We start from the raw sequence: 13,405 nt of genomic DNA, 5'->3' as shown, positions 1-13,405 counted from the left end.
AATGAGTGGCGAGCAATGAACAGGGAGACGAAGACGCTGCTTGAGGTCGACGATCTCCGCGTCACCTTTCCGACCCGCACCGGCCTGATCGAGGCGGTGCGCGGCGTCTCGTTCTCGCTTGGCCGAGAGCGCCTCGGCATCGTCGGCGAGTCGGGCTCGGGCAAATCGCAGACCGGCCGCGCCATCATGGGACTGACACCGCCCCAGGCCCGCATATCGGCCAACAAGCTGGCCTTCGACGGCATCGACCTGCTCGGCATCTCGCCGCGCCAACGCCGCACGTTGCGGGGCAACCGCATTGCCATGATCCTGCAGGATCCGAAATATTCGCTCGACCCGGTCATGAGCATCGGCCGCCAGATCGTCGAGACGCTGCGCACGCATGAGAAGGTCTCCAAGGCCGAGGCGCGCGAGCGCGCGCTGGCCATGCTGGAGGCGGTGCAGATCCGCGACCCCAAGCGGGTGTTCGACCTGCATCCGCACGAAGTGTCCGGCGGCATGGGTCAGCGCGCCATGATCGCCATGATGCTGATCGCCGGACCGGAAATGATGATCGCCGACGAACCGACCTCGGCGCTCGACGTCACAGTGCAGCTCGATGTGCTCGGCATTCTCGACAGGTTGGTCAGCGAGCGCGGCATGGGCCTGATCTTCATCTCGCACGATCTGCGTCTGGTCTCGTCCTTCTGCGACCGCGTCATCGTCATGTATGCCGGCAAGGTGGTCGAGCAGCTCAAGGCCTCCGAACTCGGTCAAGCCCGGCATCCCTACACGCGCGGCCTGCTCAACTGCATGCCCAAGATCGGCGCCGATCGTCACCCGCTGCCGGTGCTCGACCGCAAGCCGGAGTGGGCGGCATGACATCAGCGATCGCCGTCGACGGGCTGGAGGTGATCTTCGACCGCTTCCGCGCGCTGAAGGGCGTCAGTCTTGACGTGCAGCCGGGCGAATCCTTCGGTCTTGTCGGCGAATCCGGCTCCGGCAAATCGACGTTGCTCAGGGCGATCGCAGGCCTTGCGCCGGTCGCTTCCGGCAACATCGCCGTCAACGGCAAGACGCTTGGCACGCGCCGCGACAAGGCTTTCTACCGCGAGGTGCAGATGGTCTTCCAGGACCCGTACGGCTCGCTGCATCCGCGCCAGACCGTCGACCGCCTGCTGCAGGAGCCGCTGGCCATCCATGGTTTTGCGGACGGCGAAAAGCGTATCCAGCGGGCGCTCGACGAGGTCGGCCTCGGCAACGGTTTCCGCTTCCGCTACTCGCATCAATTGTCCGGCGGCCAGCGCCAGCGCGTGGCGATCGCGCGCGCCCTGATCCTCGAACCCTCGATTCTGCTCTTGGACGAGCCGACCTCGGCGCTCGACGCCTCGGTGCAGGCGGAAGTGCTCAACTTGCTGGAAGAGGTCCGCCGGCGGCGCAAGCTGACCTTCCTGATGGTCAGCCACGACCTCGCCATCATCACCCATATGTGCGAGCGGCTGATGGTGATGCAAAGCGGTAAGGCGGTGGAGAACCTGACCGCAAGCGACCTTGTCGAGCGCCATGTCACCAAGGATTATACGCGCAATCTGCTGAGGGCGAGCGAGGGGTTCGTGAGGACCGTTTGAATTCGTTCTTCTGTGCACAGATCGGTCTTGGGGGATTCCATGGAGCAATGGAGATTTGAAGACCCACCCAACGTGGCGGTGCTATCGGACCGAGGCATATTTAAAAGTGGCGATTGGATCGCATACGTTGTGCATGAAGCTGATGACGACGAGAGCTACAGCGATGAAGGTGGCAGCTGGTAATTCCACAGCAGCGACACTCGAGATTGGGACGAAAGCGAGATAATGCTCGTCAGCATGCAAAATGTTTTGCGGCGGGATGAAAGCATCCTGGAATTGGCCGATTTGCCAAAGGGCTGGCATGCTTGGCGCAGCTCAAAATCGTCACCGTGGCAGCGTGCCAAATCACTTCCTGTACCCTCCAACGACAACGAATGATCCGGTTACGTCCTAGGCCGGAGTTTGCACTGGTTCGCCGATATCCGGAACGGGTGGCTCATCCCGGGCTTTCGGCTCCTTGATCCGGAACCACGTCACATAAAGCGCCGGAAGGAACAGCAGCGTGATCGCCGTACCCGCGATGATGCCGCCCATCATCGCATAGGCCATCGGCCCCCAGAACACTTCACGTGCGATCGGGATCAGCGCCAGGCTGGCTGCCGCCGCCGTCAACGCGATCGGCCGCATGCGGTGTTCGGTCGCCTCGATGACGGCCGCCCAGCGGTCCTTGCCCTCGCGGACAAGATCCTCGATCTGCACGATCAGGATGACCGAGTTCCGGATCAGGATGCCGATCAGCGCCAGCACGCCCAGGATGGCGACGAAGCCGAGCGGGGCGCCGCTCGGCACCAGGGCCGCCACCACGCCAATCAGCCCGAGCGGCGCCACCGCCACCACCAGGAACAGGCGCTGGAAGCTTTGCAATTGCACCATCAGGATGGTCGCCATCACGAACAGCATCAGCGGCACCACGGCGGCGATCGGACCTTGGCTTTTGGCGCTCTCCTCGACCGAACCGGCGGTTTCGACCGAATAGCCTGGCGGCAGCTTGGCGATGAAGGCATCCACCGATGGCTTGAGTTCGTTGACCACCGTGGCCGGCAACACATCGCCGACCAGGCCGGCCCGCACGGTGATCGTCGGAATGCGATCGCGCCGCCACACGGTCGGCTGTTCGAGGTCGTAGCGGAAATTGGCCACAGCCGCGAGCGGGATGGCCTCGCCGCTGCTGGTCGGCAGCTGCATGTTCTGCAGCGTCCCGATCGAGCCGCGCTCGGCATCGCGTGAGCGCGCCACGACATTGATCAGATAGGTGGCGTCGCGCACCTGCGTGATGGTGGCGCCGCCGACCGTGCTGTTCAGCGCGCTGGCGATGTCGGAGGAGGTGATGCCGAGCTGGCGTGCCTTGTCCTGCAGCACGTCGACCCGCAGCACGCGTTGCGGCTCGTTCCAGTCGAAGGTCGACGCGGCGAGCCTCGGATTGGCCGAAATCACGCCGGCGAATTGCTGCGCCAGCTCGCGCACCGTCTGGATGTCGGGTCCACCGACGCGGTATTGCACCGGGCGGCCGACCGGCGGGCCGAGTTCGAGCAGCTTGACGAAGGCGTCGGTGCCGACGAACTCCTCGCGCAGCAGCTTTTCCAGCGCCGGCTTTACCCGGTTGCGCGCCTCGATGCTTTTGGTGACGATGACGGTCTGGCCGAAATAGGGGTTGGCCGGCTGCACGTCATAGGCCAGCACGAAGCGCACCGCGCCCTGGCCGATGTAGGACGAGAAATGATCAATGTCGGGATTGCCGACCAGCGCCCGCTGCTCGAAGCGCTCCATCTGGTCGCGTGTATCCGCGATCGACGAATTCTGTGGCAGGTTCCAGTCGACGATCAGCTCGGGCCGGTCTGATGGCGGGAAGAACTGCTGCTGCACCAGGCCGAAGCCGGCGATCGAGCCAGCAAACAACAGCACCGTAGCGATGATGGTCAGCCAGTGATGGCGCACCGAGCCGACAAGCACCCGCCGGAACAGCGAGGTGAAGCGGCCCGGCTGGTCGTGATGCTTGGTTTTCATCGTCGCCGGCAGGATGGTGACGCCGAGCAGCGGCGCAAACAGCACCGCCACGATCCATGACACCAGCAGCGAAACGGCGATGACGACGAACAGCGTGAAGGTGTATTCGCCGGCCGCGCTGTTGTTGAGGCCGATCGGGATGAAGCCGGCGACGGTCACCAACGTGCCGGTCAGCATCGGGAAGGCGGTCGAGGTGTAGACATAGGTCGCCGCCTTGCGCAGATTGTCGCCGACCTCCAGCCGCGCCACCATCATCTCGACGGCGATCATGGCGTCGTCGACCAGGAGCCCGAGCGCGATGATCAGCGCGCCCAGCGAAATACGCTGCAGCGAAATGCCGAGATAGGCCATGACCGTGAAGGTGATGGCCAGCACCAGCGGGATCGACAGCGCCACCACGAAGCCGGCGCGCATGCCGAGGCTGATGAACGACACGGCGAGCACGATGGCCACCGCCTCGAACAGCGCGCGGGTGAAGCCGGAGACGGCCTCCTCGACGATGACCGGCTGGTCGGCGACCAGATGCACGCCGACGCCGACCGGCAGGTCGGCCAGCACCTTGTTCATCTCCTTGTGCAGCGCCTCGCCGAATTCGAGCAGATTGGCGTTGGGCTTCATGCCGATGGCGAGCCCGATGGCGTCCTGGCCGTTGAAGCGGAACAGCGCTGTTGGCGGATCGGCATAGCCGCGCGTGATCGTCGCCACGTCGCTCAGCCGGAAAAAGCGGTCGTTGACGCGCAGATTGATGGCGCGAAGGCTGTCCTCGGAGGTGAACTGGCCGCCGACGCGCACGCTGATGCGCTCCGGTCCGGACTGGATGACGCCGGACGGCGTGATCGCGTTCTGCGCCTGCAGGCTCGCCACGATCGCCTGCTGGTTGAGGCCGAGTGCCGCGATCTGGCGGGTCGAGAATTCGAGATAGATCGCCTCGTCCTGCGCGCCGACCAGATCGACCTTGCCGGCATTGGGTACGGTGAGGATCTTGGTGCGCGCATCCTCGACATAGTCGCGCAGCTGGCGTGGAGTCAGCCCGTCCGACGTGAAGGCGTAAATGTTGCCGTAGACGTCGCCGAAGCGGTCATTGAAGAACGGTCCTTGCACACCTTGCGGAAACTGCGCCGCGATGTCGTTGACCATGTTGCGTACCTGAATCCAGTTCGGCACCACATCGCGCGCCTTAGTGGTGTCCTTCAGGTTGACGAAGATGACGGTCTGGCCGGCGGTGGTGACCGATCTGGTGAAGTCCAGGCTGTCGAGTTCCTCGAGTTTCTTCTCGATACGGTCGGTCACCTGCTGCACGGTTTCCTTGACCGAAGCGCCCGGCCAGTTGGCCTGGATGATCATCGTCTTGATAGTGAAGTTGGGGTCTTCTTCACGGCCGAGGTTGAGGTACGAGAACACGCCGGCCACGACGAAGACCAGCATGAAATACCAGACCATGGAGCGGTGGCTGAGCGCCCAGTCGGAGAGATTGAAGCCCTTCATCAGACGCCGCCCTCCGGCACTTTGACCTTCTGGCCTTCGCTCAGGCTATGGACGCCCGCGGTGACCACGCGCATGCCGGCCTCAAGCCCCTCCGCGACGATGAAGGTGGCGGCGCCCTTGGCGGCCAACTTGATCTCTTTCGCGCTTACGCTCGATGTCTGTGGGTCGACGACCCACACCTTGTCGGCACCGTCCTTTTCGAGCAGCGCCGACAGCGGCAGTTCGATCGTCGGCGTCACCTTGGTCATGCGCGTCGCCGTCACCGTCGAGCCGAGCCGGAAGGCCTGCGGCGGATCGGTGAGCGTCAGCTTGACGCGCCGGGTGCGGGTCGAGCCCTCGGACTGCGGCGCGACCTCGCGCAGCTTAGCCTCGGTCTGGATCGTCGGCAGCGATTGCAGGATGACCTGGAACGGCGTGCCAGCCGCAAGATCGCCAGTCAATTGGTCGGGAATGTCGACCACCGCCTCGCGCAGGTCCGAGCGCGCAACGGTGACGACCGTCTGGCCGGGCGAGACCGTCTGGCCGACCTCGGCGCCGACGGCCGTAACGACGCCGTCGAAATCCGAGAACAGCCTGGCATAGCCAAGTTGTTCCTGCGCCTTGGCAAGCGAAGCCTTGGCCCGCTCCACATTGGCCTCGGCAGCTTTGCGTGCCTGCTGCGCGGCATCGAAGACAGCTTGCGTGGTGTTGGCCGAGGCAAGCAGCTGGCGCTGTCGTTCCTCGCTGGCGGCTGCGTTGGCGAACTGCGCCTCGGCGTTGGAGAGTTCGGCCTTGGCCGCCTGGACAGCGAGCTCCAGCGCGGTCGGATCGAGCGTGGCGATCGTCGTGCCCTTGCTGACGATGTCGCCGACCTTGACGTCGCGCGAGACAACCCGGCCAAGCAGACGGAAAGCAAGGTCGGCGCTGACCTGCGGCTCGACCGAGCCGGCAAAGCCGAAAATCTGCGTGGTGCGCGGCTCGACCACCATCGACAGTACCGGCCGGATGATCTCCGGTGGCTTTTCATCGGATTTCGAGCAGGACGCGAGCGCGCCCAACATGAACAGGCCTAGCAGGACGGATGGCAGCCGGCTCATTGCCCCGCTCCGGATATTTCGACGGTCTGTCCAGGGCTAAGCAACTGTCCGCCCGCGGTGACGACGCTTTGGCCCTCGTTCAGTCCCTTGGCGATCGCCACCGTGCCGGAACCGAACGCCAGCACCTCGACAGGCGCCATCGTCACCGCCTTGGTCGAGGGGTCGACGATCCAGACCGCCGGCTTGCCGGCGCTGGACGTCAGCGCCTGCCAGGGCAGCAGGATAGCCTTCGCCTGTTTGGCGCTGACCGAGCCGATGACGGCTGCCCCCAGCGGCATGCCGGCGGGCGTGTCGGGAATGCCAACCTTGACCCGGACCGAACCGGAGGCCGGATCAACCGCCGGCGAAATTTCGCGGACCTTGCCCGTCGCCCTGACCTGTGGATCGGACAACAATGTGATCGTCACCGCAGGCGAGGCGGGTGTCCTGGCGACCAGCGTCTCCTGCACGTTGAACACCGCGTCGCGGTCGCCGTCCTCGGCGACTGTGAAGACGGTTTGCGCCGCTTGCACCACCTGGCCGGTCTCGACCTGACGGGCGGTGATCACGCCGGCGGCTCCTGCCTTGAGTTCGGTGAAGGACAGGTTTTGCTGGGCATTGGCGAACGCGCTCCGCGCGGCATCCACGCTGCCTTGCGCCACCTTCAGCGCCTGGTCGGCCGCGTCGTAGTCGCGCCGGGTGGTGAAGCCCTGGGCCAGCAGTGTCTTCTGCCGCTCGAAAGCGGCGACGGACTGGGTCAGCTGCGCCTGCGCAGCATCGAGATCGGCCTGTGCCGAACGCAGATCGGATTCCTGCTCCTGCGGGTCGATGCGGGCAAGCACCGTGCCCTCGTCGACATGCTGGCCGACATCGACGAGCCGCTCGGCGACGCGGCCGCCGACCCGGAACGACAGATTGTTCAGCGTGCGCGCGGCGATCACGCCGGTCAGCGAGGTTCTCGGGGCATAGTCGGCCATCGCCGCCGTCTCGGTGCGCACCATGATGGGCAGTTTTTTGGCCGCCGCCTCCTGCTTTTGACAACCGGCCAGCAGCAGCACCGCAGTGCAGGCGAAGATCGTCGAAGCGGCTGGAAAAGACAAAAGGCGGGGAGCTTGGGCCGGTGGCGGCGAGACGGACGATGTCGCGTTCCTGCTCATGGGCTCCCCCAGCCGCGGGCCGCTCGCTGAGCGCGGTACCTCGCGGACATCAGGAGGATAATCGATCCCCGGAAAAAGGAAACCGCTCTCGTACGCGTATCGTCCGGCTGGTTAAGGTTGGGGATCCGTCTGCCGCAGGCCCAATCGCCCGCCAGTGGTGCCGACTTGAGGAAAACATGAAATAAGGTCAGAAGACGGTATCAAACGAGAACGGGCGCCGGCCCGATGAGGGACATCATGAAGAATTCAGCCATTTCCGAACGCAAGAACCAGTCGATCTCGCGCGGCGTCGGCATGACCACGCAAATCTACGCCGACCGGGCTGAGAACTCGGAGATCTGGGATGTCGAAGGCCGCCGCTACATCGATTTCTCCTCGGGCATCGCGGTCGTCAACACCGGCCACCGCCACCCAAGGGTGATCGAGGCGGTCAAGGCACAACTCGATCGCTTCACCCACACCTGCCACCAGGTGGTGCCCTATGAGAGCTATGTGCGGCTGGCCGAACGGCTGAACGCCATGCTGCCCGGCAAGTTCGAGAAGAAGACCATTTTCGTCACCACCGGCGCCGAGGCGGTCGAGAACGCCATCAAGATCGCCCGCAACGCCACCGGCCGACCGGCGGTCATCGCCTTTTCCGGCGGCTTCCATGGCCGCACCTTCATGGGCATGGCGCTGACCGGCAAGGTGGTGCCCTACAAGGTCGGCTTCGGCGCCATGCCGGGCGACGTCTACCATGCGCCATTCCCGGTGCCGCTGCACGGCGTTTCCACAGCCGATTCGCTGGCCGCGCTCGACCGGTTGTTCAAGGCCGATGTCGATCCGGCCCGCGTTGCCGCCATCATCGTCGAGCCGGTGCAGGGCGAGGGCGGTTTCTACGAAGCGCCACGCGAGTTCCTGACCGCGCTGCGCAAGCTGTGCGACCAGCACGGCATGCTGCTGATCGCCGACGAAGTGCAAACCGGCTTTGCCCGCACCGGCAAGATGTTCGCGATGGATCATCATGAGGTGGCGGCCGACATCACCACCATGGCCAAGAGCCTGGCCGGCGGCTTCCCGCTGTCGGCGGTCACCGGCCGCGCCGAGATCATGGATGCGCCCGGCCCTGGCGGCCTCGGCGGCACCTATGGCGGCAGCCCGATCGGCATTGCCGCTGCACACGCGGTTCTCGACGTGATCGAGGACGAAAAGCTGTGCGACCGCGCCAACACGCTGGGCGCGCGGCTGAAGCAGCGCCTGCAGTCGATCCGTGACGACGTTCCCGAGATCGTCGATATAAGGGGCCTCGGCTTCATGAACGCGGTCGAGCTCAACGACGTCAAGAAAGGCTTGCCGTCGGCCGAGATCGCCAACGCGATCCGGCTGAAGGCGCTCGACAAGGGCCTGATCCTGCTGACCTGCGGCGTCTACGGCAACGTCATCCGCTTCCTGGCGCCGATCACCATCCAGGACGAAGTCATGAACGAAGCGCTCGACATCCTGGAAAGCTCGATCCGCGAAGTCTGCGCCGCCTGAAAGCCTTTACCCACTCGTGGGGAGGTCGGACCGAAGGTCCGGGTGGGTGGCTTGGCGCCGCCCCCCGCTCCGCAGCGGCCCCCCACAAGGTGAGGGTAAAACGTGCCATCAGGAGCTCGGATTCTGTAGCCAGGCCGGAATGTCCATCTTGGCGTGCGGCACCCGCCACACATCGATATGGTCGGCCTGTTCAATGTAGAAAATCAGGTATGGGTGGCGCTTGAATTGCACGCTGCGTAGCCCAGGCAATCCGATTTCGTAGCCATACCTGAGAGAGCCCGATGCCGGATGGCTGGCTATCAATCGGTAGGCGTCTTGAAGGTCATCGACATAGCCCAACGCCACATGGGAACCAACTTCGCGCCTATAGTAATCAACGGCGTCCTCGATATCCCGCAAAGCAAGGCTCCGAGGAACGATTGCCTTTGCGGCCACTTGATCTATTGGCCCTGCGCTCGTTTTCGCAGCGCTGCGAAATAGTCATCATCAATGGCAGTGCCCGGCGCGGATGACGCGCCTTCAAGGAGCAAACCACGCAGAAGCTGACGATCCCGATCGCGGCGGATCAATTCACGCACATACTCGCTGCTTGTGCCATAGCCTCGATCGGTCACTTGCCGATCGACGAAATGCTTCAAGCTATCAGGCAGTGAGATATTCATTGTGCTCATACCGGTATTTTACGGAGTATGGCAAAAATTGGCAAGCCTAGGCAGTGGCCTTGGCTGGCTCTGTATTCTGGAATGCGGCCAGCGCCGCCTTTAGCCCGTCCGGGCCAGCCGCAACGGTGTCCGGCGTCGGCGAAAACCCGGCGCCGAGCATCTTGCGGCCAAGCATGTGGTCGCCGGGGCGGTTGACGGATTCGATGCCGAGCAGCCGGTCCCCGGCATAGTGGTAGATCGAGAACTTGTTGTCGGGCAGGTCGCCAAGCACGACATGGCTGTCGCCGCCGGCGGTCAGCCCGACCATCTGCAGCTTCATGTCGCCAATGTCGGACCAGAACCACGGCACGGCGCAATAGGCATCGGCATGGCCGGTGATCGTGCGCGCCGCGAGCCGCGCCTGATCGGTGGCGTTCTGCACGGATTCCAGCCGCACGTCGCCGCCGGTGAACCAATGCCGGTAGGAGGCGGCGTCGCCGATGGCCAGGATTTCTGGCACCGAACTGCGCATCTGTTGATCGACGCGGATGCCATTGGCGATGGTGAGGCCGGCGTCCTGCGCCAGTTCGACATTCGGCACGGCGCCGATCCCGACGATGATCATGCGCGCCGGCAGCCTTTCGCCTGACGAGGTGATCGCGGCCACGACTTGGCCGTTTTCACCTTCGAGCCTTGCAATCGAGGTGCCGGTGAGGATGCGCACGCCTGTCGCTTCCAGCCTTTGGCGGACATGGCTCGCCACCACCGGTGCAACCGCGCGGCCGAGCAACCGGTCGACCGCTTCGACGACTGTCACGGTGCGGCCGGCCGCCCTCAACGTCGCGGCGATCTCCAGTCCGATGAAGCCGCCGCCGAGGATGACGACGTCGTCGCTCCTTGCACTCAAATCCCGGATCAGCCGCGCATCGGAAAGCGAGCGCAGCGACAAAACGCCGGACAGATCCGCGCCTGGCAGCGGCAGCAGGCGCGGGCGCGATCCGGTCGCCAGGACCAGACGGTCGAAGGCAATTACGCCGCCGCCGGCGATCTCCAGGCCGCGACGGCCGGCATCGATGCGCTCGATCCGGATGCCGGGCCGGTAGTCGATGGCGTTGCCGGTGTAGAAGGCTTCGCCACGCAAGGGTTGCGGCTTGGCTTCGGCGTCCTTGATGAAGGTCTTCGACAGCGGTGGCTTGTGGTAGGGCAGTTCGTTCTCGTCACCGATGAGGATCACCGGCCCGTCATAGCCGTCCTCGCGCAGGCTTGCCGCCGCTTGCACGCCTGCATGACCCGCACCGACAATGACCACGCCGTTCTTCATCGCATTCCAATCCCGGTTCGATTCTAGGATGCCTCGCCAAGTGGCAATTGTCTGACGCCGCCGCAAGAGCGTGTCTGCGGGTCGCACCCGGAATGGCGGCTGTCAATCGTGTAGCTACCGGGCGTGCTGTTCCCGGGCAAAGACGGTGAGCAAGGTCATAAAGTTGACCGTTGTAGTTTAGAATAGTTCTAAACTATTGTTTCAATTGACTTTTCCATTCGATTTTCGTTGACTTCCACCAGCGTCGAAGCTTTATGGAAACCTGCGCGCTGGCGCATCCCCTGATGTTTGGGCCTTGAACCCGTTCGATTGGAGGCATTTTTGGTGTCTTTCTTCCGCGAACCGCGCGATGACGCGGCAAGTCTTGTGCCTTATGGCATCGATGTGGCCTGGCGCGGGTTGCCGCGCGCGCCATTCATGAAATTCCCGAGAAACTGGAGAGCGATAATGACAGCACGATATGGCGGCAGGCTTGCGGCGATGGGCGCCACGGCCTTGCTGACGGCAGCGGTGTTCGTGCTGCCCGCCAAGGCGCAGACCGATGCTAAAGCGGTCATCACGACTTATTCCGACATCGCGCTCGCCAAATACGAGGATTCGCTGACCACCGCGCAAGCCCTCGACAAGGCGGTCGACGCGCTGCTCGCCAACCCGTCGGCGGATACGCTCAGGGCCGCCCGCGAGGCCTGGAAGGCGTCGCGCGTGCCTTACCAGCAGACCGAGGTCTACCGTTTCGGCAACAAGATCGTCGACGACTGGGAGGGCAAGGTGAATTCCTGGCCGTTGGACGAAGGCCTGATCGACTATGTCGCCAAGAGCTACGGCACCGAGTCCGATGCGAATTCGCTCTATACGGCCAATGTGATCGCCAACAAGGAAATCGAGATCAACGGCAAGAAGGTCGACGCCTCGAAGCTTTCGCCGGAATTCCTCTCCGGTACGCTGCAGGAGGCTGGCGGCGTCGAGGCCAACGTCGCCACCGGCTATCACGCCATCGAGTTCCTGCTCTGGGGCCAGGACCTGCATGGCACCGGCCCGGGCGCCGGCGAGCGCCCCTATACCGACTATGACCTCAAGAACTGCACCGGCGGCAATTGCGACCGCCGTGCCGAATATCTGAAGTCCGCCAGTACCCTCCTGGTTTCGGACCTGCAGGAGATGGTCGGCAACTGGAAGGCGGATGGCGCGGCGCGCAAGGCCCTGGCCGACGGCGAGCCGAACACCGCCATCTCGACGATCTTCACCGGCATGGGCTCGCTGTCCTACGGCGAACTGGCGGGCGAGCGCATGAAGCTCGGCCTCTTGCTGCACGATCCCGAAGAGGAGCACGACTGCTTCTCCGACAACACCTACAACTCGCATCTCAACGACGCCATCGGCATCCGCGCCGCCTATCTCGCCAGCTATACCAGGCTCGATGGCACTGTCGTCTCGGGGCCTTCGGTGCACGAGATGGTGAAAGCTGCCGATCCGGCGATCGACAAGGAACTGTCTGACGAGCTCGATGTCACCGTCGCCAAGATGGAGGCGATCAAGGCGCGAGCCGAGGCCGGCGAGGCCTATGACCAGCAGATCGCCGAGGGCAACACCGAAGGCAATGCGACCGTGCAGGCCGCGATCGACGCCTTGATCGACCAGACCAAGTCGATCGAGCGCGCCGTCGGTTCCCTGAAGCTCAACGCCATCGCCTTCGAGGGCTCCGACAGCCTTGACGCGCCCGACAAGGTGTTCAAGTAAGCGCCGAACTGGAGCCTGGTCCGGAGCCCAATAATCGGCTTCGGAGTGGGCTCCGGAAGCGAAACAAGCCACACGGCGCGGAAGGCGCCGTCAGCCATCCGGGCACTGTAAATGCTGATCTGCCATTGCAACATCATCACCGAGAAAGAGATCGAGCAGACGATCATCGATCTGCTGGATCAGGATCCCTGGCAACTTATCGTGCCGGCAAAGGTCTACCACACGATGCAGAAGCGCGGTCGTTGTTGCGGCTGCTTCCCAAATGTGGTCGAAACGATCATTCGGGTCACCGAGAACTACCACACCCGCTCGGAGGCGAGTGGCGTGGACATCGTTTCACACCTGGACCGCGTCAGGGGCCTGCGCGTCCAATACGGGAGCAGAATCCATGAAAGGCGAACCGCAGGTCATCGAGCGGCTTAACGAAGCTCTGTTCTTGGAACTCGGAGCGGTCAATCAGTATTGGGTGCATTTCCGTCTGCTCGAGGACTGGGGGTATGCCAAGCTGGCCAAGAAGGAGCGGGCGGAATCGATCGAGGAGATGCACCACGCCGACAAGCTCGTCGCCCGCATCATCTTCCTCGAAGGCCATCCGAACCTGCAGTCCGTGGCGCCGTTGCGCATCGGGCAGAACGTCAAGGAAGTGCTGGAATCCGACCTTGCCGGCGAATATGACGCACGCACCGCCTACAAGCGCTCGCGTGAAATCTGCAACGAGGCCGGCGACTATGTGTCGATGAAGCTGTTCGAGCAATTGCTGGCCGACGAGGAGGGGCATATCGACTTCCTGGAGACGCAGCTCGATCTGCTTGCCTCGATCGGCGAGGAAAAATACGGCCAGCTCAACGCCGCATCGGCGGACGACGCGGAGTAAGGATATGCG

The 13,405-nt window shown here is 63.8% G+C and carries 12 protein-coding genes; 6 read left to right on the top strand and 6 right to left on the bottom strand.

Translation table 11 applies throughout. The annotated features are described in order from the left end of the window. The first annotated feature begins 15 nt into the window (after positions 1-15). Both X743_RS149260 and X743_RS149265 read left to right on the top strand, forming a co-directional pair. Positions 16-861 (top strand): ABC transporter ATP-binding protein, encoded by an 846-nt coding sequence (locus tag X743_RS149260; RefSeq protein WP_023767005.1) that lies wholly within the window; start codon positions 16-18, stop codon positions 859-861. Beyond that, positions 858-1,607, top strand: a complete 750-nt coding sequence (locus tag X743_RS149265; RefSeq protein ID WP_031257947.1) for an ABC transporter ATP-binding protein — start codon at positions 858-860, stop codon at positions 1,605-1,607. The genes X743_RS149260 and X743_RS149265 overlap by 4 nt, the downstream gene beginning before the upstream one ends. A 390-nt stretch (positions 1,608-1,997) precedes the next feature. On the opposite strand, the gene X743_RS149275 is transcribed toward X743_RS149265, so the two are convergent. Genes X743_RS149275 through X743_RS149285 form a run of 3 tightly spaced genes read right to left on the bottom strand, consistent with a single transcriptional unit; the run spans position 1,998 to position 7,308 of the window. Further along, positions 1,998-5,096, bottom strand: a complete 3,099-nt coding sequence (locus X743_RS149275; RefSeq protein ID WP_023767002.1) for an efflux RND transporter permease subunit — start codon at positions 5,094-5,096, stop codon at positions 1,998-2,000. Further along, positions 5,096-6,172 (bottom strand): efflux RND transporter periplasmic adaptor subunit, encoded by a 1,077-nt coding sequence (locus X743_RS149280; RefSeq protein WP_023767001.1) that lies wholly within the window; start codon positions 6,170-6,172, stop codon positions 5,096-5,098. The genes X743_RS149275 and X743_RS149280 overlap by 1 nt, the downstream gene beginning before the upstream one ends. After that, entirely contained in the window at positions 6,169-7,308 is a 1,140-nt protein-coding gene (locus X743_RS149285; RefSeq protein WP_031257945.1) for an efflux RND transporter periplasmic adaptor subunit, read from the bottom strand. Before X743_RS149285 ends, X743_RS149280 begins: the two co-directional genes overlap by 4 nt. A 237-nt stretch (positions 7,309-7,545) precedes the next feature. On the opposite strand from X743_RS149285, the gene X743_RS149290 reads away from it, so the two are divergent. Then, on the top strand, positions 7,546-8,823 hold the full coding sequence (locus tag X743_RS149290; RefSeq protein WP_031257944.1) for a 4-aminobutyrate--2-oxoglutarate transaminase: 1,278 nt from the start codon (positions 7,546-7,548) through the stop codon (positions 8,821-8,823). Between the two features lie 108 nt (positions 8,824-8,931). On the opposite strand, the gene X743_RS149295 is transcribed toward X743_RS149290, so the two are convergent. From X743_RS149295 to X743_RS149305, 3 genes are read right to left on the bottom strand one after another with little or no spacing between them, the layout of a single operon-like run. After that, positions 8,932-9,258 carry a type II toxin-antitoxin system RelE/ParE family toxin gene (locus X743_RS149295; protein WP_031257943.1) on the bottom strand — a complete coding sequence of 109 codons (327 nt, stop codon included), beginning with the start codon at positions 9,256-9,258 and terminating at the stop codon, positions 8,932-8,934. A gap of 5 nt (positions 9,259-9,263) precedes the next feature. Next, positions 9,264-9,485 (bottom strand): type II toxin-antitoxin system ParD family antitoxin, encoded by a 222-nt coding sequence (locus X743_RS149300; RefSeq protein WP_023766997.1) that lies wholly within the window; start codon positions 9,483-9,485, stop codon positions 9,264-9,266. Between the two features lie 46 nt (positions 9,486-9,531). Further along, positions 9,532-10,785, bottom strand: a complete 1,254-nt coding sequence (locus X743_RS149305) for an FAD-dependent oxidoreductase (protein WP_023766996.1) — start codon at positions 10,783-10,785, stop codon at positions 9,532-9,534. 447 nt (positions 10,786-11,232) lie between these two features. Between X743_RS149305 and X743_RS149310 the strand changes: the two genes are divergently transcribed. From X743_RS149310 to bfr, 3 genes are all read left to right on the top strand, one after another. Further along, positions 11,233-12,522, top strand: coding sequence for an imelysin family protein (locus X743_RS149310; protein WP_051508574.1), 1,290 nt, complete (start codon positions 11,233-11,235; stop codon positions 12,520-12,522). A 111-nt stretch (positions 12,523-12,633) separates the two neighbouring features. Further along, positions 12,634-12,945 carry a hypothetical protein gene (locus X743_RS149315; RefSeq protein WP_013891288.1) on the top strand — a complete coding sequence of 104 codons (312 nt, stop codon included), beginning with the start codon at positions 12,634-12,636 and terminating at the stop codon, positions 12,943-12,945. After that, positions 12,911-13,396 (top strand): bacterioferritin, encoded by a 486-nt coding sequence (gene bfr, locus X743_RS149320; protein ID WP_013891287.1) that lies wholly within the window; start codon positions 12,911-12,913, stop codon positions 13,394-13,396. The genes X743_RS149315 and bfr overlap by 35 nt, the downstream gene beginning before the upstream one ends. The last annotated feature ends 9 nt before the right edge of the window (positions 13,397-13,405 follow it).

It is taken from the genome of Mesorhizobium sp. LNHC232B00 (assembly GCF_000502435.1).
GTDB lineage: Bacteria > Pseudomonadota > Alphaproteobacteria > Rhizobiales > Rhizobiaceae > Mesorhizobium > Mesorhizobium opportunistum.
The sequence above is the reverse complement of the archived record's forward strand: the minus strand, read 5'-3'. Positions and strand labels throughout refer to the sequence as shown.

What these genes read in the sequence shown, in the direction of transcription:
- X743_RS149260 (WP_023767005.1), top strand. Translation starts at nt 16, where the DNA reads ATGAACAGGGAGACGAAGACGCTGCTTGAGGTCGACGATCTCCGCGTC.
- X743_RS149265 (WP_031257947.1), top strand. Translation starts at nt 858, where the DNA reads ATGACATCAGCGATCGCCGTCGACGGGCTGGAGGTGATCTTCGACCGC.
- X743_RS149275 (WP_023767002.1), bottom strand. Translation starts at nt 5,096, where the DNA reads ATGAAGGGCTTCAATCTCTCCGACTGGGCGCTCAGCCACCGCTCCATG.
- X743_RS149280 (WP_023767001.1), bottom strand. Translation starts at nt 6,172, where the DNA reads ATGAGCCGGCTGCCATCCGTCCTGCTAGGCCTGTTCATGTTGGGCGCG.
- X743_RS149285 (WP_031257945.1), bottom strand. Translation starts at nt 7,308, where the DNA reads ATGAGCAGGAACGCGACATCGTCCGTCTCGCCGCCACCGGCCCAAGCT.
- X743_RS149290 (WP_031257944.1), top strand. Translation starts at nt 7,546, where the DNA reads ATGAAGAATTCAGCCATTTCCGAACGCAAGAACCAGTCGATCTCGCGC.
- X743_RS149300 (WP_023766997.1), bottom strand. Translation starts at nt 9,485, where the DNA reads ATGAATATCTCACTGCCTGATAGCTTGAAGCATTTCGTCGATCGGCAA.
- X743_RS149305 (WP_023766996.1), bottom strand. Translation starts at nt 10,785, where the DNA reads ATGAAGAACGGCGTGGTCATTGTCGGTGCGGGTCATGCAGGCGTGCAA.
- X743_RS149310 (WP_051508574.1), top strand. Translation starts at nt 11,233, where the DNA reads ATGACAGCACGATATGGCGGCAGGCTTGCGGCGATGGGCGCCACGGCC.
- X743_RS149315 (WP_013891288.1), top strand. Translation starts at nt 12,634, where the DNA reads ATGCTGATCTGCCATTGCAACATCATCACCGAGAAAGAGATCGAGCAG.
- bfr (WP_013891287.1), top strand. Translation starts at nt 12,911, where the DNA reads ATGAAAGGCGAACCGCAGGTCATCGAGCGGCTTAACGAAGCTCTGTTC.